This is a genomic window from Rhodococcus mengyinensis (assembly GCF_048381435.1).
Classification (GTDB): Bacteria; Actinomycetota; Actinomycetes; order Mycobacteriales; family Mycobacteriaceae; genus Rhodococcus_F; species Rhodococcus_F opacus_D.
This window is the reverse complement of sequence record NZ_JBLWIT010000105.1, coordinates 81,017-106,570: the sequence shown is the minus strand read 5'-3', so window position 1 is coordinate 106,570 and position 25,554 is coordinate 81,017. Positions and strand designations below refer to the sequence as shown.

Below are 25,554 nucleotides of genomic sequence, written 5' to 3'. Positions count from 1 at the left end.
CCTCTCCGCGGAGAACTAGACGGCGGCAGTGACCTGGCGGCCCTTGTATGTGCCACACGACGGGCACGCGACGTGGGGCAGCGTCTTCTCGCCGCAGCCACGGTTGGGGCAGGTGACGAGGGTAGGCACAGTGGTCTTCCACTGGCTGCGACGCGACCTCGTGTTGGATCGCGACATTCTGCGCTTGGGGACAGCCACTTCTACTTCTCCTCGGCTTCGGTGTTCACAAGATTCTTGCTGGGTTCTGATTCCACGCCAAATTTGGCTGCAAGACCAGCCCAGCGAGGATCAAGTATGTCATGCCCATGGCCAGATTCGGCAATCGCCAGGCGAACGCCACATTCTGGGCACAATCCTTGGCAGTCGTCACTGCAGAGCGGCTGCAACGGCAGTGCGAGGCCGACGGCGTCGATCACGACGGGTTCGAGGTCGATCTCGTCGTCGACGACGTGATAGACCTCCCCCTCCTCCGTGGTCTCTTCCGTGGCGCTGTCCGGGTAAGCGAACAGCTCCGTGAGAGTCAGGTCCACCGTGTCCGAGAACGGCTCGAGACATCTCGAGCACTCCCCCACGGTGTCGGCTCGCAACGAACCGGTGACCAGAACCCCCTCGGATACGGCCTCCAACCGGAGATCGAGATCGATCTCCGATCCTTCCTCGATGGCGATCAGGTCGAGACCGATGCGCTGTGGCGCCGTCACCACCCGTTCCACGGTGCGCATCGAACCGGGACGACGGCCGAGTTTGACCGTGTCCAGCACGAAGTCCGCGTCCCGTCGGGAACGCGATGAGCTGTGGCGATGGGATGACAACAAACTTCACTTTCGAGAAAAGGGAAACGACAAAGGGCAACCACTCCACGATACGCAATCTGCGCGGTGGAGCCAAATTCGGTCGAGGGCGCCGGCCGGGCGGTGGCTCAGCGGCGACGCTCGGCCCGGCGGTCGTCGACGTCGTAGTCCGAGGCGTAATCGGGGACACCTGAACCGGTCCGCAACTGCTGACGTCCCCGGCCCACGGACCGGACGGTGCCGTTCAGGAAGTCCTCGAATTCCGCGAGCTTCGTGTCGACGTACAGATCGCAGTCCGAGCGGAGACGATCCGATTCGGCGTGCGCGGAGTCGATCACCCGGGCCGACTCGGCGTGCGCCGCCTGGACGACCTCCGTCTGCGAGACGAGGCGCGCCTGCTCGGCCGTGCCCTCCGCGACGGACCTCTCGTAGGACGCCTTGCCCGACTCGATCATGCGATCGGCTTCGGACCGCGCACGACCCGTCAGTGCGTCGTATTCGCGCTGGCCTTCCGCGACGGACGACTCGGCCTCGGCGCGCGCGTCGGTGACCAATTGCTCGGCGTGCGCGCGGGCCTCGGCGACCATCCGGTCGGCCTGCGCCTTCGCGTCCGCCAGAATGCGGTCGGCGTCGTCTCGCGCGTTCTCGATGGTGGAGTTCGCCTCGGCGTTGGCGCTGGAGATGGTCTTCTCCGCGTTGGACCGCGCGTCCCCCACCAGTTTGTCCTTGTGGTCCAGGACGTCCTGGGCGTCGTCGAGTTCACCGGGAATGGCATCGCGCACGTCGTCGAGCAGTTCGAGGACGTCGCCGCGCGGAACCACGCAGCCGGCGGTCATCGGTACGCCGCGTGCCTCTTCGACAATCGCGACAAGTTCGTCGAGCGCCTCGAATACCCGGTACACAAGCAACCCCAATCATCCATGACCCTCAGCAGGTCGGCGCAGCCTTCTTCGTGCAAGTCTGCCCGACCGGACGCCGCGGGTGTGTCGTGGCAGCCGGTGTGTCGGGTATCAGCTGCTCTCGGCGGCGCGCTCGGCGATCCTCGCGAGAAGACGGGCGTGCACCTTCTCGGGCAGCATGTCGGAGACGTCGCCGCCGAACGTGGCCACTTCCTTCACGAGCGAACTCGACAGGTAGCTGTAGGTGGGGTTGGTCGGGATGAAGAGGGTGTCGACGCCACTGAGCTTCTGGTTCATCTGCGCCATCTGCAGCTCGTAGTCGAAGTCGTTGGCGCCGCGCAGGCCCTTGACGATCGCTGTGATCCCTTGCTGCTTGGCGTAATCCACCAGCAGGCCGTGCCACGAGGACACCCGCACGTTGGGCAGCTCACTGGTCGAGTCTTCGAGCATCTCGATGCGCTCCTCGACGGTGAACAGGCCACGCTTGCTCTTGTTGACCATGACCGTCACGATGACCTCGTCGAACTGCGCGGCAGCTCTGCCGATCACGTCAAGGTGGCCATTGGTCACGGGGTCGAAGGATCCGGGGCAGACAGCGCCAGTCATGAGTCCAGACCGTAGCAGGTCGCCAATTCGATTCTCGCCTCGCCGTACTTCTTCGCTTTGACGGGCGCGAAGCCCTCGGGCCACGCCGTCTCGGGTGACCTCGACGACCTCTCGAGCACCACGATCGAACCGTCGCCGACCCAGCCGTTGACCCGGAGGTGGCCGAGCACCGTCTGTACCGCCTCGTCGTCGACGGCGTACGGCGGATCCGCCATCACCAGGTCGTACGGCCGGTCGGCGGTGCCCGCGAGCACCGCGGCCACCGGAGCCCCGCGCACTTCCGCGCCCGGCAGACCGACCGTCGTCACGTTGTGCTTGATGATGCCCGCCGCTTTCGAGTCGGACTCGACGAGGACGACGCGGTCCGCACCCCGGGAGAGCGCCTCCAGGCCGAGCGCCCCCGACCCCGCGTAGAGGTCGAGGACGGACGCGCCTTCGAGGTCCATCCGGCTGTGCAGTGCGCTGAACAATGCCTCGCGGACCCGGTCCGAGGTGGGCCGGGTCCCGCTCGGCGGGACCCGCAGGCGTCGACCGCCCGCGAGTCCCGCGATGATCCGAGTCACTCGCTCGCGGACTCCCCTGTCGACACGACGGCGAGGAGGTCGCCGCCCTCCACCTGCTGGACCGATCCGATGGCCAGCCGGGAGACCGTGCCACTTCGCGGGGCGGTGATGGCCGCTTCCATCTTCATGGCCTCGATGGTCGCGATCGTGTCGCCGGCGGCGATGTGCTGACCCTCGGTCACGGCGAGGGTCACCACACCGGCGAACGGCGCCGGCACGTGGCCGGGGTTGTTCTTGTCGGCCTTCTCCGCGGCCGGGAGCTCACTGGAGATGGACCGGTCACGCACCGACACCGGACGCAGCTGCCCGTTGAGGATGCACATGACGGTGCGGTATCCCCGCTCGTCGGGTTCGGAGATGGCCTCGAGCCCGATGATCAGCTCGACACCCTGTGCGAGGCGGACCCGGTGCTCGTCGCCGCGACGCAGGCCGTAGAAGAACTGGTTCGCCGAGAGCTGCGACGTGTCGCCGTACTTGTCCCGGTGCTCGAGGAATTCCTTCGTCGGGCCGGGGAACAGCAACCGGTTGAGCGTCGCCCGTCGTTCCGCGGACGTGCCGGAGAGTGCCTTCTCGTCGTCCGCGGACAGAGCCACCTCGGGCTTGGCGGCTCCGCGACCTTCGAGGGCCCGGGTGCGGAACGGTTCGGGCCAGCCGCCGGGCGGGGTGCCCAGTTCGCCGCGCAGGAACCCGACCACCGAATCGGGGATGTCGAACTTCGCCGGGTTCTCCTTGAATTCCTCGGTGGACGCTCCGGATCCGACGAGGTGCAGGGCGAGGTCGCCGACCACCTTCGACGACGGGGTGACCTTGACCAGGCGGCCGAGCATCCGGTCGGCGGCCGCGTACTTGGCCTCGACCTCCTCGAACTTGTCACCGAGACCGAGCGCCACGGCCTGGGTGCGCAGGTTCGACAGCTGACCGCCGGGGATCTCGTGCGTGTAGACACGTCCGGTCGGGGCAGGCAGCCCGGACTCGAACGGCTTGTACACCTTGCGCAGCGCCTCCCAGTACGGCTCGAGGTCGCACACGGCCTGCAGGTCCAGGCCGGTGTCGTGCTCGGAGTGCGCGGCCGCGGCCACGATCGCCGACAACGCAGGCTGGCTGGTGGTGCCCGCCATCGCGGCCGAGGCACCGTCGACCGCATCCGCGCCTGCCTGCCATGCGGCCAGGTACGTCGCGAGCTGACCACCCGGGGTGTCGTGGGTGTGCACGTGCACGGGGAGGTCGAAGTTCTTGCGTAGCGCCGTCACCAGGGTGGTGGCGGCGGGGGCGCGGAGCAGTCCGGCCATGTCCTTGATCGCGATGATGTGCGCACCGGCCTCGACGATCTCCTCCGCCAGGCGCAGGTAGTAGTCGAGGGTGTACAGCTTCTCGTTCGGGTTCGACAGGTCGCCGGTGTAGGACAGGGCGACCTCGGCGAGTGCGGTGCCGGTCTCGCGGACGGCGTCGATGGCCGGCCGCATCTGGTCGACGTTGTTGAGGGCGTCGAAGATGCGGAAGATGTCGATGCCGCTGTTGGTGGCCTCCTCGACGAACGCCCGCGTCACCTTCTCCGGGTACGGGGTGTAGCCGACGGTGTTCCGTCCGCGCAGCAGCATCTGCAAACAGATGTTCGGCACGGCCTCGCGCAGAGCGGCCAGCCGGTACCAGGGGTCCTCGTGCAGGAACCGCAGCGCCACGTCGTAGGTCGCACCGCCCCACGCCTCGATGGACAGCAGCTCGGGGGTCAGCCGGGCGACGTGCCCGGCGACGTCGAGCAGACCGCTGGTCCGCACGCGGGTCGCGAGCAGCGACTGGTGTGCGTCACGGAACGTGGTCTCGGTGACGGCGAGGGCCTTCTGCTCCCGCAGTGCCTTGGCGAATCCCTCCGGCCCGAGGGCGAGCAGCTTCTGACGGCTGCCGTCCGGCGGCGGGGTGGACAGGTCGATCTGGGGCAGCTTGTCGCGCGGGTATACCGCCGACGGCCGCTCGCCGTGCGGCTTGTTGACCGTCACGTCGGCGAGGTAGGTGAGGATCTTGGTGCCACGGTCGGCGGAGCTGCGCAGCGTGAGCAGCTGGGGGCGCTCCTCGATGAAGGACGTGGTGACCCGGCCGGCTTTGAAATCGGGGTCGTCGAGCACCGCCTGCAGGAACGGGATGTTCGTCGACACACCGCGGATGCGGAACTCGGTGACCGCGCGGCGGGCCCGGGCGACGGCGGTTTCGAAGTCGCGGCCGCGGCAGGTGAGCTTGACGAGCATCGAATCGAAGTACGCGGAGACCTCTGCCCCGACCGACGTTCCGCCGTCGAGGCGGATACCGGCACCACCCGGGGTGCGGTAGCCGGTGATCCGACCGGTGTCCGGGCGGAATCCGTTGGCGGGGTCCTCGGTGGTGATGCGGCACTGCAGCGCCGCGCCGCGCAGCGTGATCTTGTCCTGGCTCAGGCCCAGGTCCGCGAGGGTCTCCCCCGACGCGATCCGCAACTGCGACTGCACGAGGTCGACGTCCGTGACCTCTTCGGTGACGGTGTGCTCGACCTGGATGCGGGGGTTCATCTCGATGAAGACGTGGTTGCCGCGGGTGTCGAGGAGGAATTCGACGGTGCCCGCACAGGAGTAGTTGATCTCCTTCGCGAACGCCACCGCGTCCGCGCAGATCTTCGCCCGCAGCTCTTCCGACAGGTTCGGGGCAGGCGCGAGCTCGATCACCTTCTGGTGACGGCGCTGCAGCGAGCAGTCCCGCTCGAACAGGTGGATGACGTTGCCCTGACCGTCGGCCAGGATCTGGACCTCGATGTGACGCGGGTCGACGACGGCCTGCTCGAGGAACACCGTCGGGTCGCCGAAGGCCGACTCGGCCTCACGCGCGGCGGCCTCGATGGACTCCTTGAGCTGAGCCCGCTCGGCGACGCGGCGCATGCCGCGGCCACCGCCGCCGGCAACGGCCTTCACGAACAGCGGGAACTGCATGGTCTCGGCCGCGGCCAGCAGCTCGTCCACATCGGCGGACGGCTCCGACGACGCCAGCACCGGCAGACCGGCGGCCTTCGCCGCGGCGATCGCACGCGCCTTGTTGCCGGTGAGCTCGAGCACCTCGGCGGAGGGACCCACGAACGTGATGCCCGCCTCGGCGCACGCGGCGGCGAGATCCGGGTTCTCGGAAAGGAAGCCGTAGCCGGGGTAGATGGCGTCGGCGCCTGCCTGCTTGGCCGCGGAGACGATCTCGTCGACGGAGAGGTACGCCCGAACCGGGTGTCCCTCCTCGCCGATCTGATAACTCTCATCAGCCTTCAGACGGTGGATCGAGTTCCGATCCTCGTACGGGAACACCGCAACCGTTCCAGCACCTAGTTCGTAGGCGGCACGGAAAGCGCGGATCGCAATTTCGCCACGGTTGGCGACCAGGACTTTGGAGAACATTGGAGCAAACTACCCCGCCGCGGACGGCCGCGGAGAAGTGGCATCCCACATTTCAGGATCCTACACAAACTTCACAAAGACCCCCCTGACGTGTGCGAATTCTGCAACAGACCCGAAACAGACGAGCGAAGATTTACGTGAAGCGAAGTAAGTTCTCACGTTTTCTCCAGATATTCGATGCGGTCCGCGTCGAGCGCCGAGGTCACCATCGCCGACAGCCCGGGATGGTTTTCGAGGCGCGGATCGTCCGCGATGACCGAACGCGCGAACTCGGACGCCGCAGCGATGACGTCCTCGTGGCCGAGCAGCGACAACAGCCGCAACGTGGACGTCGTTCCCGACTGCGCCGCACCGAGAATGTCGCCCTCGCGGCGGGTGGCGAGGTCGAGTTGCGCAAGTTCGAAACCGTCGTTGGTCGACGCCACGTTCGACAATCGCTCGTAGGCGGGACCGCCCGGATTCATCTCGGTGACGAGAATGCACAGGCCCTGGTGTTTGCCACGGCCGACGCGTCCGCGCAGCTGGTGGAGCTGACTCACACCGAAACGGTCCGCGTCGACGATCACCATGATCGTCGCGTTCGGGACGTCGACGCCGACCTCGACGACCGTGGTGCACACCAGGACGTCGATGTCGCCGGCCGTGAAGTCGCGCATCACCGCGTCCTTCTCGTCCGCGGGAAGCCGGCCGTGCAGCAGACCCACCCGCAGGTCCGGCATGATGCTGCCGCTCAACTCCTCGAACACCTCGACGGCAGACTTCGTCTCGGGTGCCTTCTCGTCGAACGCGTCCTCGCCGTCGCCCTTCTCGCCGTCGCCGATGCGCGAGCACACGACGTACGCCTGCCTCCCCTCGGCCACGTCCTCGCGGATCCGTTCCCACGCGCGCGCGACCCACTGCGGCTTCTGGGACGCGGGTACCACACTGCTCTTGATCGGCGACCTGCCCTTCGGCAGCTGCCGCAGCGTCGACACCTCCAGATCGCCGAGCACCGTCATCGCGATGGTGCGGGGAATCGGCGTCGCCGTCATCACCAGCAGGTGAGGGCTCAGACCCTCGCGCGCCCGCGACCGCAGCCGGTCGCGCTGCTCGACACCGAACCGGTGCTGCTCGTCGACCACCACCATCCCGAGGTTGAAGAACTCGACGTTGTCCTGGATGAGGGCGTGGGTGCCGATGACGATCCCCGCGTCGCCGGTGATCGCCTCGTTCAGAGCCGTGCGTTTGGCGGCGACCGGCATCGACCCCGTCAGCAGCGCCACCCGTGTGGCCTTCTCGTGCGCCCCGAGTTCCCCGGCGGTCGCGAGGGAGCCGAGCATCGCCCGCAGCGACCGGGCGTGCTGCGTCGCGAGCACCTCGGTCGGGGCGAGCAGGGCGCACTGGTAGCCGGCGTCGACCACCTGGAGCATGGCGCGCAGGGCCACGATCGTCTTACCGGAACCCACCTCCCCCTGCAGCAGCCTGCTCATCGGGTGCGGCTGCGCCAAATCGGCGGAGATCTCGTCGGCGACCGTGTGCTGACCCTCGGTGAGCTGGAAGGGAAGCATCTTCTCGAATATGTCGGCGATCCCGCCGGGCACCGGCAGGCACTCGGGCGCGACTCGCTCGGCGTTGTCGTGGCGGCGACGGGCGAGAACCAGCTGCAGCGCCGTCGCCTCGTCGAACCGGAGACGGTCGTGGGCGTTCTCCACGTCTTCACGCGTGTCGGGCAGGTGGACCGACCGGAGGGCTTGGTCGAGGCCGATCAGCTCGCGTTCGGCCCGGATGTTCTCCGGCAGGGGGTCGTCGACGTGATCGAGCTGGTCCAGGATCTGGCGGACGCATTTCATGATCGTCCAGCTCTCGACGTCCCGGGTGGCCGGATAGAGCGGGATCAGCGCCCGGTCGAACACGGACATGTCGACCCCGGCACCGGCTTCCTGCGACGCCCGGGCGATTCCCGCGAGATCCCCGGCACCGCGGATCCGGCCGACGTTCACGACGGGGTCCTCGCTGCCGGCCCGCGGCTCGGGGAGGATGAGGTAGCTCGGGTGGGTGAGGCTCCACTTCTGGCGGAAGTACTTGACCGTTCCCGAGAACATCGCGCGCACACCGGGCTTGATCACGTGCTTGACCTTCTGCGGGCTGAAGAAGGTGACGTCCACGTTCTGGGTGTCGGTGGACAGGACCACCTTGAGCATGCTGCCCGGCCGGTTCTTCATCTTCACGACGGCCGCGGACGTGACCCGGGCGATGATCGTGATGTGCTCGCCCTCCGGCGGGTCCTTCTCCGCGAGCTCACGGCCCTGCGAGGCGTACCGGTGCGGGTAGTGCCGCAGCAGGTCCTCGACCGTGCGGATGTCGAACGCCTCCTCGAGCGCGTCGGCGGTCTTCTTTCCCAGCAGATGATCGAGCCGGTCGGACAATGTGGCCATCGAATTCCTCATTCCACCCCGAGTTGCAACAGATCTCCAGGTTGTCCACCGTGGTAGATCATCACCTCGACGCCGGGGTGCCGCTGCGAGATGTGATCGGCCAGTTCCGTGTCCAACCCGTCCGGCGCCTCCGACCCCATCAGGAGCGTCACCAGTTCGCCACCCGCGCCGAGGACGAGGTCGACGAGTCGCCGTCCGGCCGCGACCGCGTCCGGTTCGATGACGATCACCTCGTGACCCATCAGTCCGATGCCGTCTCCCGGTTCGCACGTGCCCACATAGGTGAGGGCCCGTTCCCTGGCGATGCGCAGCGATCCCCAGCGGGTCGCTGCGGCGGCCTCCGACATCGCGAAGGCGTCGTCCACCGCCTCACGCTCGGGGTCGTGCACCGCCAGGGACGCGAGTCCCTGCACCATCGCGGACGTCGCGAGCAGCAGGACTTCGTGCCGGGCGTCCCTTGCCGCGGCACTGACCGCGACGAGTTCCTGGGCCGTCAGCGCACCGTTGGGGAGGACGAGCACCTCGGTGCGTCCCATCTGCCTGATGATGCCGAGGAGCTGGGCCCGGGTGACGGGGGCGTCGTCGCATCGGAGGACTGTCGCGCCTTCGCTGGCGAACAGTTCGGCGGCGCCGTCGCCGGCCACGACGGCGACGATTCCCCGCTCCCCCTGATCCGGCCGGGTCCGGACCGGGGGAAAGAGCAACCCCTGGTCCCGCGCATCCACGAGGAAGCTGCTGACCCGGATTCCGTGGATGCGTCCCGCCGAGAGGCCGGCCTCCACTGCTGCGCCCGCGTCCGTGCAGTGCACGTGGACCGACCAGCCTCCGCGGCCGTCGCCGACAATCACGATCGAGTCCCCGAGGGCGTTCAGCGTGGTGCGCAACTCCGCGATGCGGTCCTCGTCGGACTCCGCGACCAGGTACATCACCTCGAAGTCCTGATCCGAACCCTCGTCGCATTCGGGTCCGGGTCCCGGATGCGCGTGCGGGCCCTGCGACGCGGGCGGCGCGGAAACAGGGACGAGCTCTGCGCGATGCGTGGACGGGGTGCGGCGCGGAACGTGGAGCGCGATCGGTGCGCGATCGGGCGGTGCCCCCGTCACCGCTGTGACGAGAGCGTCGAGGATCACGACGAGGCCGAGTCCTCCCGCATCGACGACGCCTGCGGTGCCGAGCACCTCGAGTTGCGACGGCGTCCTGGTGAGCGCGGACGCCGCCGCGTCCGCGGCTGCGCGGGCCGTGACCGCGATCGGCGCCTCGTCCGGAAACTCCGCCGCGGCGTCGGCGGCACAGCGCAACACGGTGACGATGGTCCCCTCCACCAGGTAGCTCACCGCGTCCGTCACCAGGTTGGTGGCCATCAGCAGCCCGGTCCGGACCGTCCTTGTGTCGACGGCGGGGGTGACGGCTGCTTCCGCAATCCCTCGCAGCACCTGGGACAGGATCACGCCGGAGTTCCCGCGCGCGCCGGCGACCGCGCCCCGAGCCAGGGCGATGGCCACCTGCCGGACGTCCTTGGTGCCGCTGCCCGCGTACTCGTCGATCGCACCCAGCGCCGCACGCATCGTGAACAGCAGATTGGTACCCGTGTCGGAGTCCGGGATCGGAAAGACGTTGAGGCTGTTGATCTCCTCGCACCGCTTTTCCAGACCCGCGACGGCGGTCCGCGCCCACGATTCGAGGACTCGCCCGTCCATCGGGAGCTCAGGGGCCACTGTCGTCCTCTCCGGCCAGGGAATGGGAAGGTGCCGTCAGACTAGTCGGGGGACGATGATCGGGCCCGCGGTCCGAGCCCTTCGGGACCGGGTTTGGCCAATCCGCACTCGAGCGGCTACTCTTGCACGGTTGCCTCGTACAGGGCGCGCTTGCTGTGCCCTGTCTCCACGAGGCCAGCAAATTTCACAGTTCACTATCTTGAAGGAGTTCGCGACTATGGCTGCCGTCTGCGACGTATGCGCCAAGGGGCCCGGCTTCGGTAAGTCGGTCTCGCACTCGCACCGGCGTACCAACCGTCGCTGGAACCCGAACATTCAGACTGTTCGTGCCGAGGTTGCCCCCGGAAACACCCGGAAGGTCAACGTCTGCACCTCCTGCCTGAAGGCTGGAAAGGTTGCTCGGGGCTGACCCGACGCTGCGTGCGATGTCACTGCGCCCCCGACACTTCGGTGTCGGGGGCGCAGTTTTTTGTGTCGCCACATCCGTCCGATTCGGCATCGTCGCAGCGCATCGGGGCACGTCGGGCACCGGCAGGGGCCCAACGTAAGGTGCAACGGTGACTTCTCTCGATGGACTCAGCAAAGTACAGCTCGAAGACGGCGTCCTGCGCATCACGATCGCGACGGCGGAGAACGGCACCTCACTGGACGGCGAGGGCATGGTGCAGGGCGCCCGGGCACTCGAAGCGGTCGGTGACCGAATCGGCAGCGTCCTTCTCGTCGGGGAGGGCCCGAACTTCTGTGCGGGCGGCAACGTCCACGCCTTCGCGTCCGCACCGGTGCGAAGCGAATACGTCGCCGAGGTGGCGCGCGTGTTCCACGAATTCGTTCGTGCGCTCGACGCCGTGACCGTTCCGGTGATCGCCGGTGTTCACGGGTGGGCGGCGGGCGCCGGCATGAGCCTTGTCTGCCTCACGGACGTCGCCATCGGCGGCCCGGGGACCAAGCTGCGCCCGGCCTACCCGTCCATCGGCTTCACCCCGGACGGCGGCATGTCCTGGACCCTCCCGCGCATCGTCGGCGACGCCCGCGCGCGCGAGATCCTGATCACCGATGCCGTTCTCAGCGGCGACGAGGCCGTCCGCCTGGGCATCCTCAGCCGCCTCGTCGGCGACGACGTCGTCCAGGACGAGGCCCTTCGACTCGCCCGCACCCTCGCTGCCGGCCCGACGCCGTCCTACTCGGGGATCAAGACGCTCGTGCGCGCCTCCCGATATCGCTCGCTCGCCGAGCAACTCGACGCGGAGGCCGCGTCGATCGCCACCGCGGCCGACAGCCCGGTGGGACGCGAGGGCGTCGACGCCTTCGTCGAGAAACGGCGTGCCGATTTCTCGTCTGTGCAGTAGAGGAACGTGCCGCCTTCTCGTCTGTGCAGTAGGGGAATTCGCCGTTTACGGCAGCTGCCAGTTCACCGGTTCGGCGCCCAGGCCGTCGAGGAGTTCGTTCGCGCGGCTGAACGGCCGCGAACCGAAGAATCCGCGCGACGCGGACAGCGGTGAGGGGTGCGCCGATTCGATCGTCGGCACGTCGCCGAGCATCGGTTTCAACGTGGACGCGTCCCGGCCCCACAGAATTGCGACGAGGGGTTCGGGGCGCGCCACGAGAGCGCGAATGGCCTGCTCGGTCACCGCCTCCCAGCCCTTCTTCCGGTGCGAGGCCGGGAGTCCGGGCTGCACGGTGAGGACCCTGTTCAGCAGAAGCACTCCCTGACGTGACCACGGGGTGAGGTCCCCGGTGGTGGGCGTCTCGCAGCCGAGGTCCTTGCTGTATTCGGTGAAGATGTTGCCGAGGCTGCGTGGCACGGGGCGCACATCCGGAGCCACCGAGAAGCTGAGACCGACCGCGTGACCGGGTGTGGGGTACGGGTCCTGACCCACGATCAGGACCTTGACCTCGGAGAATGGGTGGGTGAACGCTCTCAGGACGTTCTCTCCGGCGGGAAGGTAGTCGCGCCCGTCGGCGATTTCCGCGCGCAGGAACTCGCCCATCTCCGTGATCCGTCCGGACACCGGTTCGAGTGCGTCTGCCCATCCGGCCTCGACGAGGTCCGCCAGCGGCGCCGCCATCAGTCGAGCCTGCGCAGCGAGTCGCGGTAGTAGGCCGCGTTCGCGGCGTACATCTTCACGTTCATCTCGAGGTGCCCCTCGGGAACCTCGTAGCCCTGCCGGATCTTCGCGGGGACGCCGAGCGCCATGCTCCGCGGCGGAACCTCGAACTTGAACGGAACGACGGCGCCGGCTCCGACGACCGAACCGGCACCGATGACCGAACCGTTGAGAACGATCGATCCGGAGGCGATCAGGCAGTGGTCGCCGATCGTGGATCCCTCGATGTGCGCCGCGTGACCGACGACGCAGCCCGAGCCGATGACGGTGGGATCGATCATCGTGCAATGGATCACGGTGCCGTCCTGGATGTTCGTGTCGGCGCCGACGGTGATGGTGCCGTAGTCGGCGCGGAGCACGGCCTGCGGCCACACCGAGGTGCCTGCCGCCAGGGTCACGTTCCCGATCACCACGGCGTCGGGATGGACGTAGGCGTCCGGATGGATGTCGGGTTCGCGGTCCCCGAGCGCGTAGATAGCCATGCGTGCAACCTATACCGAGAAACTCTGCCAGCCGCCGGCCCCCGGCCAGGTCTCGCCGTCCACCGAGATGCCGGACCCGTCGTGCACCGCGCCGATCCCGGTCCACCCCGCCGGGAGCGGGACGCCGGCAGGGAAGGTGGCGGCGAAACCGTGGTCCTCTCCCCCGGTGAGCACCCATTCCCAGTGGTCGACGCCGAGAGCCTTCGCTGCCGCCACCAGTTCGGGTGAGACAGCCAGGTCGGATCGGGTGAGGGACATTCCGACGCCGGAGGCGTCACAGATGTGGCCGAGATCGGCGAGGAGTCCGTCGGAGATGTCGGTCATTGCGTGGGCGCCCCCGTCCGCGGCGGCCCAGGCGGCGGAATACGGCGGGGTGGGGACCCGATGCGCGGCGAGCAGGTCCGGGAAATCCGAGGACCCGCCGAGCAGCAGCGCGAGACCGGCCGCCGACCGGCCGAGTTCGCCGGCCACCGCGACGACGTCGCCGGGCCGCGCGCCCGACCGCCGGATCGGGCTCCTACCACCCAGATCACCGAGGACGGTGACGGAAATCACGATCTGCCCGGCCTGCACGAGATCACCGCCCACGACGCCGGCCCCGAGTTCCTCGGCGCTTTCCCCGATTGCCGCCGAGATGCCGTCCGCCACGTCGATCGACGTGTCCGGCGGGAGACCGAGGGAGACGAGGAAGGCCGTGGGCCGCGCCCCCATCGCCGCGACGTCGGCCGCATTCTGCGCCACCGCCTTGTGGCCCACATCGCGTGGGGACGACCAGTCGAGCCGAAAATGCCTGTCCTGCACCAGCATGTCGGCGGACACCGCCACCCGGCCGTCGTCCGCCCGGACGAGGGCAGCGTCGTCGCCGGGGCCGATCAGCGTGGACGGCGGCTGCACCCGGCCGTCCACCGCTCGGCCGATCACGGCGAACTCGCCGACGTCGGCGACGGTGAGGGGCGGGTTCGGGTCCGGGGAATCCGTCGGTGTGATGGTGTGCCTCCAGTGTCGGGTGGCCCGTGCAGCGGCTGTGGGCCCGGTCGACGGAATGTGCGACTGCGGTACCTTTTAGCTGTTGCCGGAACTTCTCGGCACGTGACCGATCAGCGCGCCGAAGCACCCGCGACTCTACCGAGATCATGCGGCGCGGAGCAGGGAAGGGCCGGAGCGAGAGTGCAAGCGTTCATCCTGATCCAGACCGAAGTCGGCAAGGCTGCGGCGATCGCGACCGAGATCGCGAAGATCACCGGAGTCCGGACCGCCGAGGACGTGGTCGGACCGTATGACGTCATCGTGCGGGTGTCCGCTGACGAGGTCGCTCCCGTCGTCGAGGAGATCCGTCACGTCTCCGGCATCACCCGCACCCTCACCTGCGACGTCCCCGAAAAGTCTGCGAACAAGAACTGAGCATGTCCGACCTCGAACCCGAACAGAGCACACCCGCCGGCAACTCCGACCCGGTCCCCGCGGAGCGGCGCAATCCCGCGCTCATCGCGACGGCCGTGGCGCTTCCCGTGGCCCTGGTCATCGGCATCGTCGTCGCGGCGGTGTTCGCCGGGCGGAACCCGGTGAAGGAACCGGTGTCGCTGGGCCCGGTGCCCGCGCCCGCATCCGGCTCCGCGGAGTGCGCCACCCTGATGGCGGGCCTCCCCGACGCGCTGGGCGACTACACGCGCGCCGAACTCACCGAGCCCGCACCCGAGGCGACTGCCGCGTGGCAGCCGGCCGAGGGTGAACCACTCGTCCTGCGTTGCGGTCTGGACCGTCCCGCGGAGTTCGATCAGGCTTCGGCGCTGCAGGTGATCGACGGAGTTCAGTGGTTCGAGATCTCGGGTGCGAGCGCCGGAATCGACGCGAGCAGCTATTTCGCGGTCGACCGCGGCGTGTACATCGGACTCACGGTTCCCACCGGGGTGGGACCGACGCCGCTTCAGGACATTTCCGGCGCGGTGTCGCAGGCATTGCCGCAGAAGCCGCTCGATCCGGCGCCCGTGGCGAATCCCTGAGCGCCGGACCTCGGTTTCTCTAGCGCAGGCCGATGCCGCGCGCGAGGGCTGTGTCGACCAGGGTCGAGACGAGGGTGCCGTAGTCGACACCAACCGCACCCCACATGCGCGGGTACATCGAGATCGACGTGAATCCCGGCATCGTGTTGATCTCGTTGATGACCGGGCCGTCCTCGGTCACGAAGAAGTCGACCCGCGCGAGACCCTGGCAGTCGAGCGCGGAGAACGCGCGCACCGCGAGTTCGCGGATCTCTTCGCTGACCGCTTCGTCGAGTTTCGCGGGCACGTCGAACTCGCACACGTCGTCGAGGTATTTGCTGTCGAAGTCGTAGAACGCCTCGTCGTCGCCTGCGCCTTCCGGCATCCGGATCTCGGCGATGACGCTGGCCCGCACGTCGCCGTCCGGGAACTCGAGGACTCCGCACTCGACCTCGCGGCCGACGATCCCCGATTCGACGATCACCTTCGGGTCGTGCAGGCGGGCGTGGGCGATGGCGTCGTCGAGCGCGGCCCACTCGGCCACCCGGGTGATACCGATCGACGATCCGCCGCGGGCCGGCTTCACGAACACCGGGAGGTGGAGGCGGGACTTCTGTTCGTCGGTCAGTGTGGCGGTGCCCGGACGCAGGACGACCTGGAACCCGATGGGCAGGCCTTCCGCGGCGAGCAGCTTCTTCGTGAATTCCTTGTCCATACCGGCGGCGCTGGCGAGTACGCCGGGACCGACGTACGGGACACCTGCGAGTTCGAGCAGGCCCTGGATCGTGCCGTCCTCGCCGTAGGCGCCGTGCAGGACGGGGAAGACGACGTCGACCGAGGCCAGGATCTTGCCCGCTTCGCCGTCGTCGAGTGCGACGAGGTCGCCGGACCGCGTCGGGTCGGCGGTGAGGGCCAGTGCGGACCCGTCGGCGTCGACGCTGGGCAGTGCCCGGCCGCGGATGGACAGCGTTTCGGGGTCGGTGGAGCCGAGGACCCACGAGCCCTCGGTGGTGATGCCGATCGGCACTACCTCGTACCGTTCCGGGTCGAGATTCCTCAGGACGCTTCCGGCCGACACACAGGACACGGAATGCTCGTTGCTGCGGCCACCGAAGATGACGGCTACCCGGGTACGCGGTTTACTCACGACACAGACCGTACCGTCGTCGCGACACGCTCACCGCACCCACCTCTCCTCATATTTCCTTCGCCGACCTCACGACACGGTGGGCGGCCCCGCACTCACAACGCGGACAGCGCTCGCTCGAGATCGGCGACGAGGTCTTCGGTGTCCTCGATTCCGCACGAGATCCGCACGAACCCGTCGGGTACGGGGTCGCCCCACCGGGCCCGGCGGTCGGCGCTGGTGTGGATGCCGCCGAAGCTCGTCGCAGGCACGAGGAGCTCACTTCCGGCCACGAGTCGGTGGAACTGTTCGGCGGAGTCCACCTCGAAGCTCACCAGCCCGCCGAATCGACGCATCTGACCGGCGGCGACGGCGTGCGCAGGATCTCCGGGCAGACCCGGATACCGGACGCGGTGGGCCGCCGGGTGTGACTCGAGCAGGACCGCGAGGGCCAGGGCGTTGGCGCATTGACGCTCGAATCGCAGACCGGCCGTCCCGAGACTCCGGTGGGCGAGCCACGTCTCGAACGGCCCCAGCACCGTGCCCGACAGGGCCCTCTCGCGTTCCATCCCGGCCAGGAAGTCGGCGTCCGACGCGGCGATGTACCCCATGAGGAGATCACTGTGACCGCTCAAAGTCTTTGTGCCGCTGGCGACTACCACGTCGGCTCCGAGTTCGAGCGGTTGCTGGCCGAGCGGCGTTGCGGTCGTGTTGTCCACCACGAGAACAGCGCCCGCGCTCGCGCACTGCTCGGACACGGCGCGCAGATCCACCACGTCGAGCGAGGGGTTGGCCGGAGTCTCGGCCACCACCACCGTCGTCCCCTCGGCGGACGCCAGCAGTGCGGCGGCCGTCTCGCCGGCCATCTCGGCGGTCCTCAGTTCGTGCACGGTGATGCCCATCGGCTCCAGGCGCTCCCGCGCGTACGCGCGCACCTGGTAGTAGCCGTCGGACGGAACGACCACGGTGTCGCCGGCGGTGAGCAGACTCCTCAGCACGACGGTGACCGCCGACATCCCGGAGCCGACGACGAGCGCGCCCGCGGCGCCCTCGAGTGTCGCCAGCGCCGATTCGAGGTCGCGCCAGCCCGGATTGGAGGCACGCGCGTAGGTGTCGGACTCGGTTCCCTCGTCCGCGCTCAGCTGATACGGCGCTGCGAAAACCGGCCCCCTCTGCATCGGCGATCCGGGAACATTTTCTGCGGCAACGGCTTTGACGCAGCGGGTGGAATCACCACTCACGAGCTCACTCCGGCTTCGTGCGACGGCCGAGCAGCTGACCGATCGCGTCCTGCACCACGACGCCCTCGTGGCACACCCGGTGCACGGCATCGGTCAGCGGCATCTCGACGTCGTAACTGGCCGCGAGAGCCCGCACGGACGAGCACGATTTCACACCCTCGGCGACCTGACCGTGAGTGGCCGCCTGGGCACTCTCGATCGAACCACCCTGACCGAGGCGTTCACCGAAGGACCGATTGCGCGACAGGGGCGACGTGCACGTCGCAACCAGATCGCCCACTCCCGCGAGACCCGCGAGGGTGGCAGGTTTCGCACCGAGGGCCACTCCCAGCCGGATGATCTCGGCGAGACCGCGAGTGATGATGCTCGCAATCGTGTTCTCTCCCAGACCGATTCCCGATGCCATACCGCAGGCGAGGGCGATGACGTTCTTGCAGGCGCCACCGATCTCACATCCGATGACGTCCGAATTCGTGTACGGACGGAAGTATCCGGTGGCCGAGGCCTTCTGCAGTTCCAGTGCCCGCGTCGAATCCGTGCACGCGACGACCGTCGCCGCCGGTTGACCGATCGCGATCTCCCGGGCCAGATTGGGCCCGGACAGCACGGCGACACGCCCCGGGTCTGCGCCGGTGACCTGGATGATCACCTGGCTCATCCGCATGAGGGTGCCGGTTTCGATGCCCTTGGCGAGACTCAGCAGGGTGGCGTCCTCGGGGATCATCGGACTCCAGACCTGCAGATTGTCGCGCAGGGACTGCGACGGCACCGCGAGGACGACGATGTCGGCGCCGTCGAGTGCCGCCCGCGCGTCGTCGGTGGCGGTCAACGACGGAGGCAGGGCGATGCCCGGCAGGTAGTCCGCGTTCTCGTGCCGCGACACGATCGATTCGGCGACCTCAGCGCGTCGCGCCCACATGGTGACATCGGTCCCGGCGTCGGCCAGGACCTTCGCAAATGCAGTCCCCCATGAACCCGCTCCCAGTACCGCAGCCTTGCTCACACAGCCCCCTCGTCGTTCGTTACCCGATGCGTCGCCCACAGTATTGCCGATGCCGAGGTCGAGCGCCGCCCCGCTACCGAACTCGTTCGCTGCTCAGCGGCGACCGGGCGTCCGGAGCACCGCCCCGCGCGGGCTGGCAAGATATCCGCATGAGCACAGCGACCCGATCCGTGGCGCCGCGCGCGCACGTACTCGTCGCCGTGAAGGAACTCCACGCGGCCAAGACGCGGCTGTCGGGCGTCTTCGACACGGCCGACCGCACCGGACTGGTCCTGTCGATGCTGCGCGACACCCTGGCCGTCGTCAGCGACGTCGCGACGGTCGTCGGTGTCACCGTGGTCACGCCGGATCCCGCGGTGGCGCGGCTCGCGCGCAGTGTCGGCGCGCACGTCTACGCCGACCCCGCACCCGTGTCCGCCGAGGATCGGCCGGACGAGGGCGGCACCGAGCACAGCCTCAATGCGGCGCTGTCGGCGGCGGCCGAGCACGTCCGCCGCAACGAGCGCGGAGTCGACGTCGTCGCACTGCAGGCCGACCTTCCGTCTCTGCGCGGAGGCGAATTCGGTGAAGCACTCGCCGCAGCGAGAACCGGTGGCAGGTCGGTCGTCGTCGATCATCACGGCACCGGAACCGCCGCACTGTTCTCCTGCGACCCGGAGATTCCGCTCGATCCCCGGTTCGGACCGGGATCGGCGAAGCGGCATCTCGAGTCCGGGGCGCGGCCCCTCGACGGGCACTGGCCCGGTCTGCGAACCGACGTCGACACCGCCGACGATCTCGATGCCGCGCAGGCTCTCGGCGTCGGACCTGCGACGCGTGCCGCCCTCGACGCTCTCGAACACACCGCCCCCTCGCGCTGCGGAAACGAGTAGGTCGCGCACGCCGTGTGAATTTGCCCCATCGATTGTCGGCGGCCGAATTCTCGAGGGATGATCGTGGGGTGAGTAACCGAGAAGCACTCGACCAGCAGACCGACGTCGACGGAAAGAACGGAACCCGCGACGACATCGTCACGGCCAATCCCACGAACGTTCCGATGGCGCCACCCGCTGCGACGAGTGCCCTCACGAGCGCGCTGACCGACGGACTCCCCGAAGATCGTTACCTGAACCGCGAACTCAGTTGGCTCGATTTCAATGCCCGGGTTCTCGCCCTCGCCGAGGACACGTCGCTGCCGTTGCTCGAGCGCGCCAAGTTCCTCGCCATCTTCGCGTCCAATCTCGACGAGTTCTTCATGGTCCGCGTGGCCGGACTCAAGCGCCGCGACGAGACCGGGCTGTCCGTGCGGTCCGCCGACGGTCTCTCCCCCCGCGAACAGCTCTCGCTGATCGCAACCCGGACTCAGGAGATCTCGGAGAAGGCCGCACGGGTCTTCCTCGACTCCGTTCGTCCCGCGCTTGCCGCCGAAGGGATCTCCATCATCGGATGGGACGATCTCACCGACGACGACCGCGAGCGCCTGTCGGTGCATTTCCAGGACCAGATCTTCCCCGTGCTCACCCCGCTCGCAGTCGACCACGCCCACCCGTTCCCGTACATCAGCGGTCTGAGTCTCAACCTCGCGGTGACGGTGAAGGATGCGGTGACCGGTGGCGAACACTTTGCGAGGGTCAAGGTTCCGGACAACGTGGGCCGGTTCGTCCGCGTCCGCCGCGACGAAACGCCCTCCTCCATCGACGCGTTCCTGCCCCTGGAAGATCTGATCTCCGCTCACCTCGACATGCTGTTCCCGGGCATGGAGATCGTGGAGCACCATGCATTCCGGATCACGCGCAACGCCGATTTCGAGGTCGAAGAAGACCGCGACGAGGATCTTCTGCAGGCCCTCGAGCGTGAGTTGGCCCGCCGCCGCTTCGGTTCACCGGTGCGACTCGAGGTCGCGGACGACATGACCGAGCACATGCTCGAACTTCTCCTGCGCGAACTCGACGTCGATCCCGGCGACGTCATCCAGGTACCCGGACTGCTGGATCTGTCGTGCCTCTGGCAGGTGTATGCGGTCGACCGGCCCGCCCTCAAGGACGCACCGTTCGTCCCGGCAACGCATCCGGCGTTCGGCGAGAGAGAAACACCCAAGAGCGTCTTCTCCACCCTCCGCGACGGCGACGTCCTGGTCCACCACCCGTACGACTCGTTCTCCACGAGCGTCCAGCGCTTCATCGAACAGGCCGCGGCCGACCCCCAGGTTCTGGCGATCAAGCAGACGCTCTACCGCACTTCGGGCGACTCCCCCATCGTCGACGCATTGATCACCGCTGCCGAGGCGGGCAAACAGGTTGTGGCACTGGTCGAGATCAAGGCGCGATTCGACGAGCAGGCGAACATCAAGTGGGCCCGCAAGCTCGAACACGCGGGTGTGCACGTGGTGTACGGACTGGTCGGGCTCAAGACGCACTGCAAGACGTGTCTCGTGGTCCGTCGCGAAGGGTCCACCATCCGGCGTTACTGCCACATCGGTACCGGCAACTACAACCCGAAGACCGCCCGGCTGTACGAAGACATCGGCCTCCTCACCGCCGCACCCGAGATCGGCGCAGACCTCACCGACCTGTTCAATTCCCTCACCGGCTACTCGCGGAAGACGCAGTACCGCAACCTGCTCGTCGCGCCGTACGGTGTGCGCCGGGGAATCATCGAGCGGATCGACGGTGAGATCGCGCACAAACTGCGGGGCGAGGACTCCGGAATCCTGCTGAAGGCCAACGCCTTGGTCGACGAACAGGTGATCGACTCGCTCTACCGCGCGTCCCGGGCCGGTGTGCCCGTCGAAATCGTCGTGCGTGGCATCTGCGCCCTCAAACCCGGAGTCCCCGGGCTGAGTGAGAACATCCACGTCCGGTCGATTCTCGGACGATTCCTCGAGCATTCCCGGGTGTTCCATTTCCGCGGCGCCGACGAATACTGGATCGGCAGCGCAGACATGATGCACCGCAACCTCGACCGACGCGTCGAGGTCATGGCGCAGGTGAAAGACCCTCGACTCACCGCTCAGATAGCCGAGATCGTCGATTCCGCGCTCGATCCCGTCACGCGGTGCTGGGTGCTCGGGTCCGACGGCCGGTGGGTTCCGTCGCCTGCCCACGGCGAGGAGGTTCGCGACCACCAGGAGGCCATGATGCGCAAACGAATGGGCACCGGATCCTGATCGCGGCGAGTCCGCGGCAGAAGGAAGGAACTCGGTGAGCAGTTCACCCGGCAAACCGGTCAAAGCCAATATCTTCGCTGCGGGGGCAGTGCTGTGGCGAAAGTCTCCCCGCAATCCCGACGAGATCGAGATCGCGCTCATTCACCGGCCCAAATACGAGGACTGGTCATTTCCGAAGGGAAAGCTCGACCCCGGAGAGACCGCAGTGGTGGCCGCATTGCGTGAGGTGGAAGAAGAGACGGGTATTCGCGGGCGCCTCGGCCGGCATCTGGGCGCGTTGACATATCCGATTCCGGGCCATCGCCGATTGAAACGAGTCGAATACTGGGCGGCAGAAGCCCGCGCCGGTGAATTCGTCTCCAACAGTGAAGTGGACGAGATGCGGTGGCTTCCCGTCTCCGAGGTGGCCGATCAGCTGTCGTATCCCATGGATCGCAAGATGCTCCGCCGATTCACGGCTCAGCCACCCGACACCGCGACCGTGCTCCTGGTCCGGCACGCCAAGGCTGGAAGCCGGAAGCGATACAAGGGCGACGACACCACCCGGCCCCTGGATGCGAACGGCCTACTCCAGGCTGAGACGCTCGTCCCGCAGCTCGAAGCGTTCGGGGCCACCGACATCACGTCGGCCGACCGGACGCGGTGCACACAGACGGTCGAGCCACTGGCGCGCGCGCTGGACACGACCGTCCGGTTGGATCCGCTGCTGTCCGAGGAGAGTTACACCGCCGACCCGGTGGCCACCCGCACGCGGGTCCGCAAGATCGCCGCTCTCGGCGGAGTTCAGGTGATCTGCAGTCAGGGAGGCGTCATTCCCGATCTGCTCGACTGGTGGGCGGAGAACGACGGCATCACACTTCCCCCGGCGCGGAACAGAAAGGCGAGCACCTGGGTGCTCTCGCTGTCCGGCGGCAAACTCATCGCCGCCGACCACATCGACAGTCCCCTGCCTCCCACTCGGAAGGACTGAGCCCCACCGGCCGGAGTTCACCGAGAGGCAAGGGAAACACGGACAGGCGCCAACCCCCAGGGTCGGCGCCTGTCTGTGCTCGGGCAGTCCCGTGTGCGCTGTATTACTTGGCGCGCTTCGCGGGAGCCTTCTTTGCTGCGGTCTTCTTGGCTGCCGTGGTCTTGGCCGGAGCCTTCTTGGCTGCAGTCTTCTTCGCGGCCGTGGTCTTGGCCGGAGCCACCTTCTTCGCGACGGTCTTCTTGGCTGCCGTGGTCTTGGCCGGAGCCTTCTTGGCTGCAGTCTTCTTGGCTGCGGTCTTGGCCGGAGCCACCTTCTTCGCGACGGTCTTCTTCGCGGCCGTGGTCTTGGCCGGAGCCTTCTTGGCTGCAGTCTTCTTCGCGGCCGTGGTCTTGGCCGGAGCCTTCTTGGCTGCAGTCTTCTTGGCAGCCGTCTTCTTGGCAGCAGCCTTCTTGGCAGCAGCCTTGGTGGCGGGCGCCGCTGCGCCGCGCTTGACTGCCGGACCGGTGGCCGGAAGCTTCTGGCCGCCAGCGATAACCGCCTTGAACTGAGCGCCCGGACGGAACGCCGGCACAGACGTCGGCTTGACCTTGACGGTCTCACCCGTGCGCGGGTTGCGTGCGACACGTGCCGCGCGACGACGCTGCTCGAAGACACCGAAACCGGTGATGGTCACGCTGTCGCCGCGGTGCACTGCCCGGACGATCGTGTCCACGACATGCTCGACAGCTTCCGTTGCCGTGCGCCTGTCCGTGCCCAGTTTCTCGGTCAGAACATCGATGAGCTCTGCCTTATTCATTGAAATTCCTCCGCGAACTAATGGTCCATCATCGGACCGACTACGAACTACGGTAAACCTGAATACCGCAGGAGTCTATGTGCCACGCCAATTCTCATACAACGCGGCACCATTCTCAGGAACTTATTATCTGGCAGACAGGGCTCCGATTCCAACTTTCAGTCGGCTGGAGTGGGCTCCGGAAGAGTCGCAGGTTTCCAAGAAGGCCTTGACTTTTCGAACTCGGAAATGGCTTCTACCTGCCGTAATGTCAATCCGATGTCGTCCAGGCCCTCGATCAGACGCCACCGTGTGTAGTCATCAATCGCAAAGGGCACCACGGTGGTTCCGGCCGTCACAGTCTTGTTCTCGAGGTCGACAATCAATTCGAGACCGGGTTGCTCGTCGAGCAGTTTCCAGAGCAGTTCGACGTCCGACTGGGCCACCTGAGCGGCCAGCAGACCGGCCTTGCCGGCGTTGCCGCGGAAGATGTCGGCGAAGCGAGAGGCGATCACGACCCGAAATCCGAAGTCGGATAGCGCCCACACGGCGTGCTCCCGGGAGGAGCCCGTGCCGAAATCGGGCCCGGCCACGAGAACACTGCCCTTGTCGTATGGGGCGACGTTCAGAACGAAGTTCGGATCGTTCCGCCACGCGGCGAACAGGCCGTCCTCGAAACCGGTGCGGGTCACTCGTTTCAGGTAGACCGCCGGAATGATCTGGTCCGTGTCCACGTTGGATCGCCGCAGCGGAACGCCGATACCTTTGTGTGTGCTAAAGGATTCCATCGAAAAATCTCCTAAATTCCTTGGGTCCTAGGCCAGATCTGTCGGCGCGGACAGTGTTCCCCGGACCGCGGTCGCGGCGGCGACCAGCGGCGAAACCAGGTGAGTCCGGCCGCCCTTGCCTTGACGGCCTTCGAAATTGCGGTTGGACGTGGAGGCCGAACGCTCGCCGGGCGCGAGCTGATCCGGGTTCATCCCGAGGCACATCGAGCACCCCGCCTGCCGCCATTCGGCGCCAGCGGCGGTGAAGATCTCGCCGAGACCCTCCTTTTCGGCCTGCGCGCGAACACGCATCGAGCCCGGCACGATCAGCATCCGGACCCCGTCGGCGACGTGGCGGCCACGCAACACATCGGCCACGGCGCGCAGATCCTCGATCCGGCCGTTGGTGCACGAACCCACGAAAACTGTGTCGATCGCCACCTCACGCAACGGAGTTCCGGCTTCGAGACCCATGTAGGTCAACGCCTTCTCCGCGGCGTGACGCGCGCTCTCGTCCACGATGTCGGCAGGATTCGGCACGGCCTCGCCGAGCGGCAGTCCCTGCCCCGGGTTGGTGCCCCAGGTCACGAACGGCGTCAGGGAACTCGCGTCGATGTGGACCTCGTTGTCGAAAACCGCACCCTCGTCGGTCTTCAACTGCTCCCAGGCCTCGACCGCGGCGTCCCAGTCGGCGCCCTTCGGCGCATGGGGACGTCCCTTGATGAATTCGTAGGTGATCTCGTCGGGGGCGATCATGCCTGCCCGCGCACCCGCCTCGATGGACATGTTGCAGACGGTCATCCGCGCTTCCATCGACATCTTCCGGATCGCTTCGCCGCGGTACTCCAGGACGTAGCCCTGGCCGCCGCCCGTTCCGATCTTCGCGATGACAGCCAAAATGAGATCTTTACTCGTCACGCCGTCGGGCAATTCGCCGTCCACGGTGATCGCCATCGTCCGGAAAGGACGCAACGACAACGTCTGCGTCGCCATGACGTGTTCGACCTCACTGGTGCCGATACCCATTGCGAGCGCGCCGAAGGCGCCGTGGGTGGACGTGTGGCTGTCACCGCACACCACGGTCATGCCGGGCTGGGTGAGGCCCAGCTGCGGGCCGACCACGTGGACGATGCCCTGGTCGATGTTTCCCATCGGGTGCAGCCGGACACCGAATTCCTCACAGTTGCGCCGCAGCGTGTCCACCTGAGTCTTGGAGACGGGGTCTGCGATCGGCTTGTCGATGTCGACGGTGGGGACGTTGTGATCCTCGGTGGCGATCGTCAGGTCGGGTCGGCGCAGTGGGCGCCCCGCCAGCCGGAGTCCGTCGAATGCCTGCGGACTCGTCACTTCGTGAACGAGATGCAGGTCGATGTAGATGAGGTCGGGGTTGTCTCCCTCACCCCGGACCACGACGTGGTCTTCCCACACCTTCTCTGCCAGGGTGCGTGCTTTCTCCGCCATCTTCTCCACCTCTGTGTGTCTTCTCGCACCGCGGGCTTCGGGCCGGTCCGCCGTGCGCTTGATGTCGTTACCCTCTTCCCGGACACGCACTCGACGTGAGACGAAGGTGCG

At 67.4% G+C, this 25,554-nt stretch carries 24 protein-coding genes; 7 read left to right on the top strand and 17 right to left on the bottom strand.

The genetic code is table 11. The features are described from left to right. Nucleotides 1-15 precede the first annotated feature (15 nt). From rpmF to ACNJ7E_RS21470, 8 genes are all read right to left on the bottom strand, one after another. Entirely contained in the window at nucleotides 16-198 is a 183-nt protein-coding gene (rpmF, locus tag ACNJ7E_RS21505) for a 50S ribosomal protein L32 (RefSeq protein WP_005240446.1), read from the bottom strand. 2 nt (nucleotides 199-200) lie between these two features. Further along, nucleotides 201-761, bottom strand: coding sequence for a YceD family protein (locus ACNJ7E_RS21500; protein WP_009479706.1), 561 nt, complete (start codon nucleotides 759-761; stop codon nucleotides 201-203). A 158-nt stretch (nucleotides 762-919) separates the two neighbouring features. After that, nucleotides 920-1,693, bottom strand: coding sequence for a DivIVA domain-containing protein (locus ACNJ7E_RS21495; RefSeq protein ID WP_105413040.1), 774 nt, complete (start codon nucleotides 1,691-1,693; stop codon nucleotides 920-922). A 108-nt stretch (nucleotides 1,694-1,801) separates the two neighbouring features. Continuing rightward, entirely contained in the window at nucleotides 1,802-2,296 is a 495-nt protein-coding gene (gene coaD / locus ACNJ7E_RS21490; protein WP_005240440.1) for a pantetheine-phosphate adenylyltransferase, read from the bottom strand. Beyond that, the gene (gene rsmD / locus ACNJ7E_RS21485; RefSeq protein ID WP_009479703.1) at nucleotides 2,293-2,859 is read right to left on the bottom strand and encodes a 16S rRNA (guanine(966)-N(2))-methyltransferase RsmD; all 567 of its coding nucleotides are present in this window, start codon (nucleotides 2,857-2,859) and stop codon (nucleotides 2,293-2,295) included. Before rsmD ends, coaD begins: the two co-directional genes overlap by 4 nt. Further along, nucleotides 2,856-6,260: a pyruvate carboxylase gene (locus ACNJ7E_RS21480; RefSeq protein WP_280781737.1), complete on the bottom strand. Its 3,405-nt coding sequence runs from the start codon at nucleotides 6,258-6,260 to the stop codon at nucleotides 2,856-2,858. The genes rsmD and ACNJ7E_RS21480 overlap by 4 nt, the downstream gene beginning before the upstream one ends. A gap of 155 nt (nucleotides 6,261-6,415) precedes the next feature. Beyond that, on the bottom strand, nucleotides 6,416-8,674 hold the full coding sequence (recG, locus tag ACNJ7E_RS21475; RefSeq protein WP_418340913.1) for an ATP-dependent DNA helicase RecG: 2,259 nt from the start codon (nucleotides 8,672-8,674) through the stop codon (nucleotides 6,416-6,418). A gap of 8 nt (nucleotides 8,675-8,682) precedes the next feature. After that, on the bottom strand, nucleotides 8,683-10,371 hold the full coding sequence (locus ACNJ7E_RS21470; protein ID WP_418340965.1) for a DAK2 domain-containing protein: 1,689 nt from the start codon (nucleotides 10,369-10,371) through the stop codon (nucleotides 8,683-8,685). Nucleotides 10,372-10,606: 235 nt separating this feature from the next. Here ACNJ7E_RS21470 and rpmB point away from each other — a divergent pair, with 235 nt between their 5' ends. Together rpmB and ACNJ7E_RS21460 are read left to right on the top strand one after the other, a co-directional pair. Beyond that, complete coding sequence (gene rpmB, locus ACNJ7E_RS21465) at nucleotides 10,607-10,798, top strand: 50S ribosomal protein L28 (RefSeq protein WP_005240429.1); 192 nt, start codon at nucleotides 10,607-10,609, stop codon at nucleotides 10,796-10,798. Nucleotides 10,799-10,946: 148 nt separating this feature from the next. Further along, nucleotides 10,947-11,735: an enoyl-CoA hydratase/isomerase family protein gene (locus ACNJ7E_RS21460; RefSeq protein WP_280781735.1), complete on the top strand. Its 789-nt coding sequence runs from the start codon at nucleotides 10,947-10,949 to the stop codon at nucleotides 11,733-11,735. A gap of 45 nt (nucleotides 11,736-11,780) precedes the next feature. On the opposite strand, the gene ACNJ7E_RS21455 is transcribed toward ACNJ7E_RS21460, so the two are convergent. Genes ACNJ7E_RS21455 through ACNJ7E_RS21445 form a run of 3 tightly spaced genes read right to left on the bottom strand, consistent with a single transcriptional unit; the run spans nucleotide 11,781 to nucleotide 13,897 of the window. Beyond that, entirely contained in the window at nucleotides 11,781-12,455 is a 675-nt protein-coding gene (locus tag ACNJ7E_RS21455; RefSeq protein ID WP_418340912.1) for a uracil-DNA glycosylase, read from the bottom strand. Beyond that, nucleotides 12,455-12,976, bottom strand: a complete 522-nt coding sequence (locus ACNJ7E_RS21450) for a gamma carbonic anhydrase family protein (RefSeq protein WP_037245490.1) — start codon at nucleotides 12,974-12,976, stop codon at nucleotides 12,455-12,457. The genes ACNJ7E_RS21455 and ACNJ7E_RS21450 overlap by 1 nt, the downstream gene beginning before the upstream one ends. Nucleotides 12,977-12,985: 9 nt before the next feature. Continuing rightward, nucleotides 12,986-13,897: a thiamine-phosphate kinase gene (locus tag ACNJ7E_RS21445; protein ID WP_411194597.1), complete on the bottom strand. Its 912-nt coding sequence runs from the start codon at nucleotides 13,895-13,897 to the stop codon at nucleotides 12,986-12,988. A gap of 246 nt (nucleotides 13,898-14,143) precedes the next feature. Here ACNJ7E_RS21445 and ACNJ7E_RS21440 point away from each other — a divergent pair, with 246 nt between their 5' ends. Together ACNJ7E_RS21440 and ACNJ7E_RS21435 are read left to right on the top strand one after the other, a co-directional pair. Continuing rightward, nucleotides 14,144-14,377, top strand: a complete 234-nt coding sequence (locus ACNJ7E_RS21440) for an Lrp/AsnC ligand binding domain-containing protein (protein ID WP_283334813.1) — start codon at nucleotides 14,144-14,146, stop codon at nucleotides 14,375-14,377. A 2-nt stretch (nucleotides 14,378-14,379) separates the two neighbouring features. Further along, entirely contained in the window at nucleotides 14,380-14,976 is a 597-nt protein-coding gene (locus ACNJ7E_RS21435) for a DUF3515 domain-containing protein (protein WP_280781734.1), read from the top strand. 19 nt (nucleotides 14,977-14,995) lie between these two features. On the opposite strand, the gene ACNJ7E_RS21430 is transcribed toward ACNJ7E_RS21435, so the two are convergent. The 3 genes from ACNJ7E_RS21430 to ACNJ7E_RS21420 all read right to left on the bottom strand — a co-directional run bounded on the left by ACNJ7E_RS21430 (nucleotide 14,996) and on the right by ACNJ7E_RS21420 (nucleotide 18,325). Beyond that, nucleotides 14,996-16,102, bottom strand: a complete 1,107-nt coding sequence (locus tag ACNJ7E_RS21430; protein WP_105413049.1) for a D-alanine--D-alanine ligase family protein — start codon at nucleotides 16,100-16,102, stop codon at nucleotides 14,996-14,998. A gap of 95 nt (nucleotides 16,103-16,197) precedes the next feature. Continuing rightward, entirely contained in the window at nucleotides 16,198-17,322 is a 1,125-nt protein-coding gene (locus tag ACNJ7E_RS21425) for a cystathionine gamma-lyase (RefSeq protein WP_418340911.1), read from the bottom strand. 4 nt (nucleotides 17,323-17,326) lie between these two features. After that, nucleotides 17,327-18,325, bottom strand: a complete 999-nt coding sequence (locus tag ACNJ7E_RS21420) for an NAD(P)H-dependent glycerol-3-phosphate dehydrogenase (protein ID WP_009479691.1) — start codon at nucleotides 18,323-18,325, stop codon at nucleotides 17,327-17,329. Nucleotides 18,326-18,474: 149 nt separating this feature from the next. Here ACNJ7E_RS21420 and cofC point away from each other — a divergent pair, with 149 nt between their 5' ends. The 3 genes from cofC to ACNJ7E_RS21405 all read left to right on the top strand — a co-directional run bounded on the left by cofC (nucleotide 18,475) and on the right by ACNJ7E_RS21405 (nucleotide 22,440). Then, nucleotides 18,475-19,197 carry a 2-phospho-L-lactate guanylyltransferase gene (gene cofC / locus ACNJ7E_RS21415; protein WP_280781732.1) on the top strand — a complete coding sequence of 241 codons (723 nt, stop codon included), beginning with the start codon at nucleotides 18,475-18,477 and terminating at the stop codon, nucleotides 19,195-19,197. 68 nt (nucleotides 19,198-19,265) lie between these two features. Then, a complete protein-coding gene (locus tag ACNJ7E_RS21410) occupies nucleotides 19,266-21,470 on the top strand; it encodes an RNA degradosome polyphosphate kinase (RefSeq protein ID WP_283334815.1) in 2,205 nt (734 codons plus the stop codon). Between the two features lie 34 nt (nucleotides 21,471-21,504). Further along, on the top strand, nucleotides 21,505-22,440 hold the full coding sequence (locus ACNJ7E_RS21405; protein ID WP_283334816.1) for an NUDIX hydrolase: 936 nt from the start codon (nucleotides 21,505-21,507) through the stop codon (nucleotides 22,438-22,440). 103 nt (nucleotides 22,441-22,543) lie between these two features. On the opposite strand, the gene ACNJ7E_RS21400 is transcribed toward ACNJ7E_RS21405, so the two are convergent. The 3 genes from ACNJ7E_RS21400 to leuC form a co-directional block, all read right to left on the bottom strand. Continuing rightward, a complete protein-coding gene (locus tag ACNJ7E_RS21400; RefSeq protein WP_418340910.1) occupies nucleotides 22,544-23,236 on the bottom strand; it encodes an HU family DNA-binding protein in 693 nt (230 codons plus the stop codon). Nucleotides 23,237-23,394: 158 nt separating this feature from the next. Continuing rightward, nucleotides 23,395-24,003 (bottom strand): 3-isopropylmalate dehydratase small subunit, encoded by a 609-nt coding sequence (leuD, locus tag ACNJ7E_RS21395; RefSeq protein WP_005240402.1) that lies wholly within the window; start codon nucleotides 24,001-24,003, stop codon nucleotides 23,395-23,397. Nucleotides 24,004-24,030: 27 nt separating this feature from the next. Continuing rightward, complete coding sequence (leuC, locus tag ACNJ7E_RS21390; protein ID WP_280781728.1) at nucleotides 24,031-25,452, bottom strand: 3-isopropylmalate dehydratase large subunit; 1,422 nt, start codon at nucleotides 25,450-25,452, stop codon at nucleotides 24,031-24,033. Nucleotides 25,453-25,554: the final 102 nt, after the last annotated feature.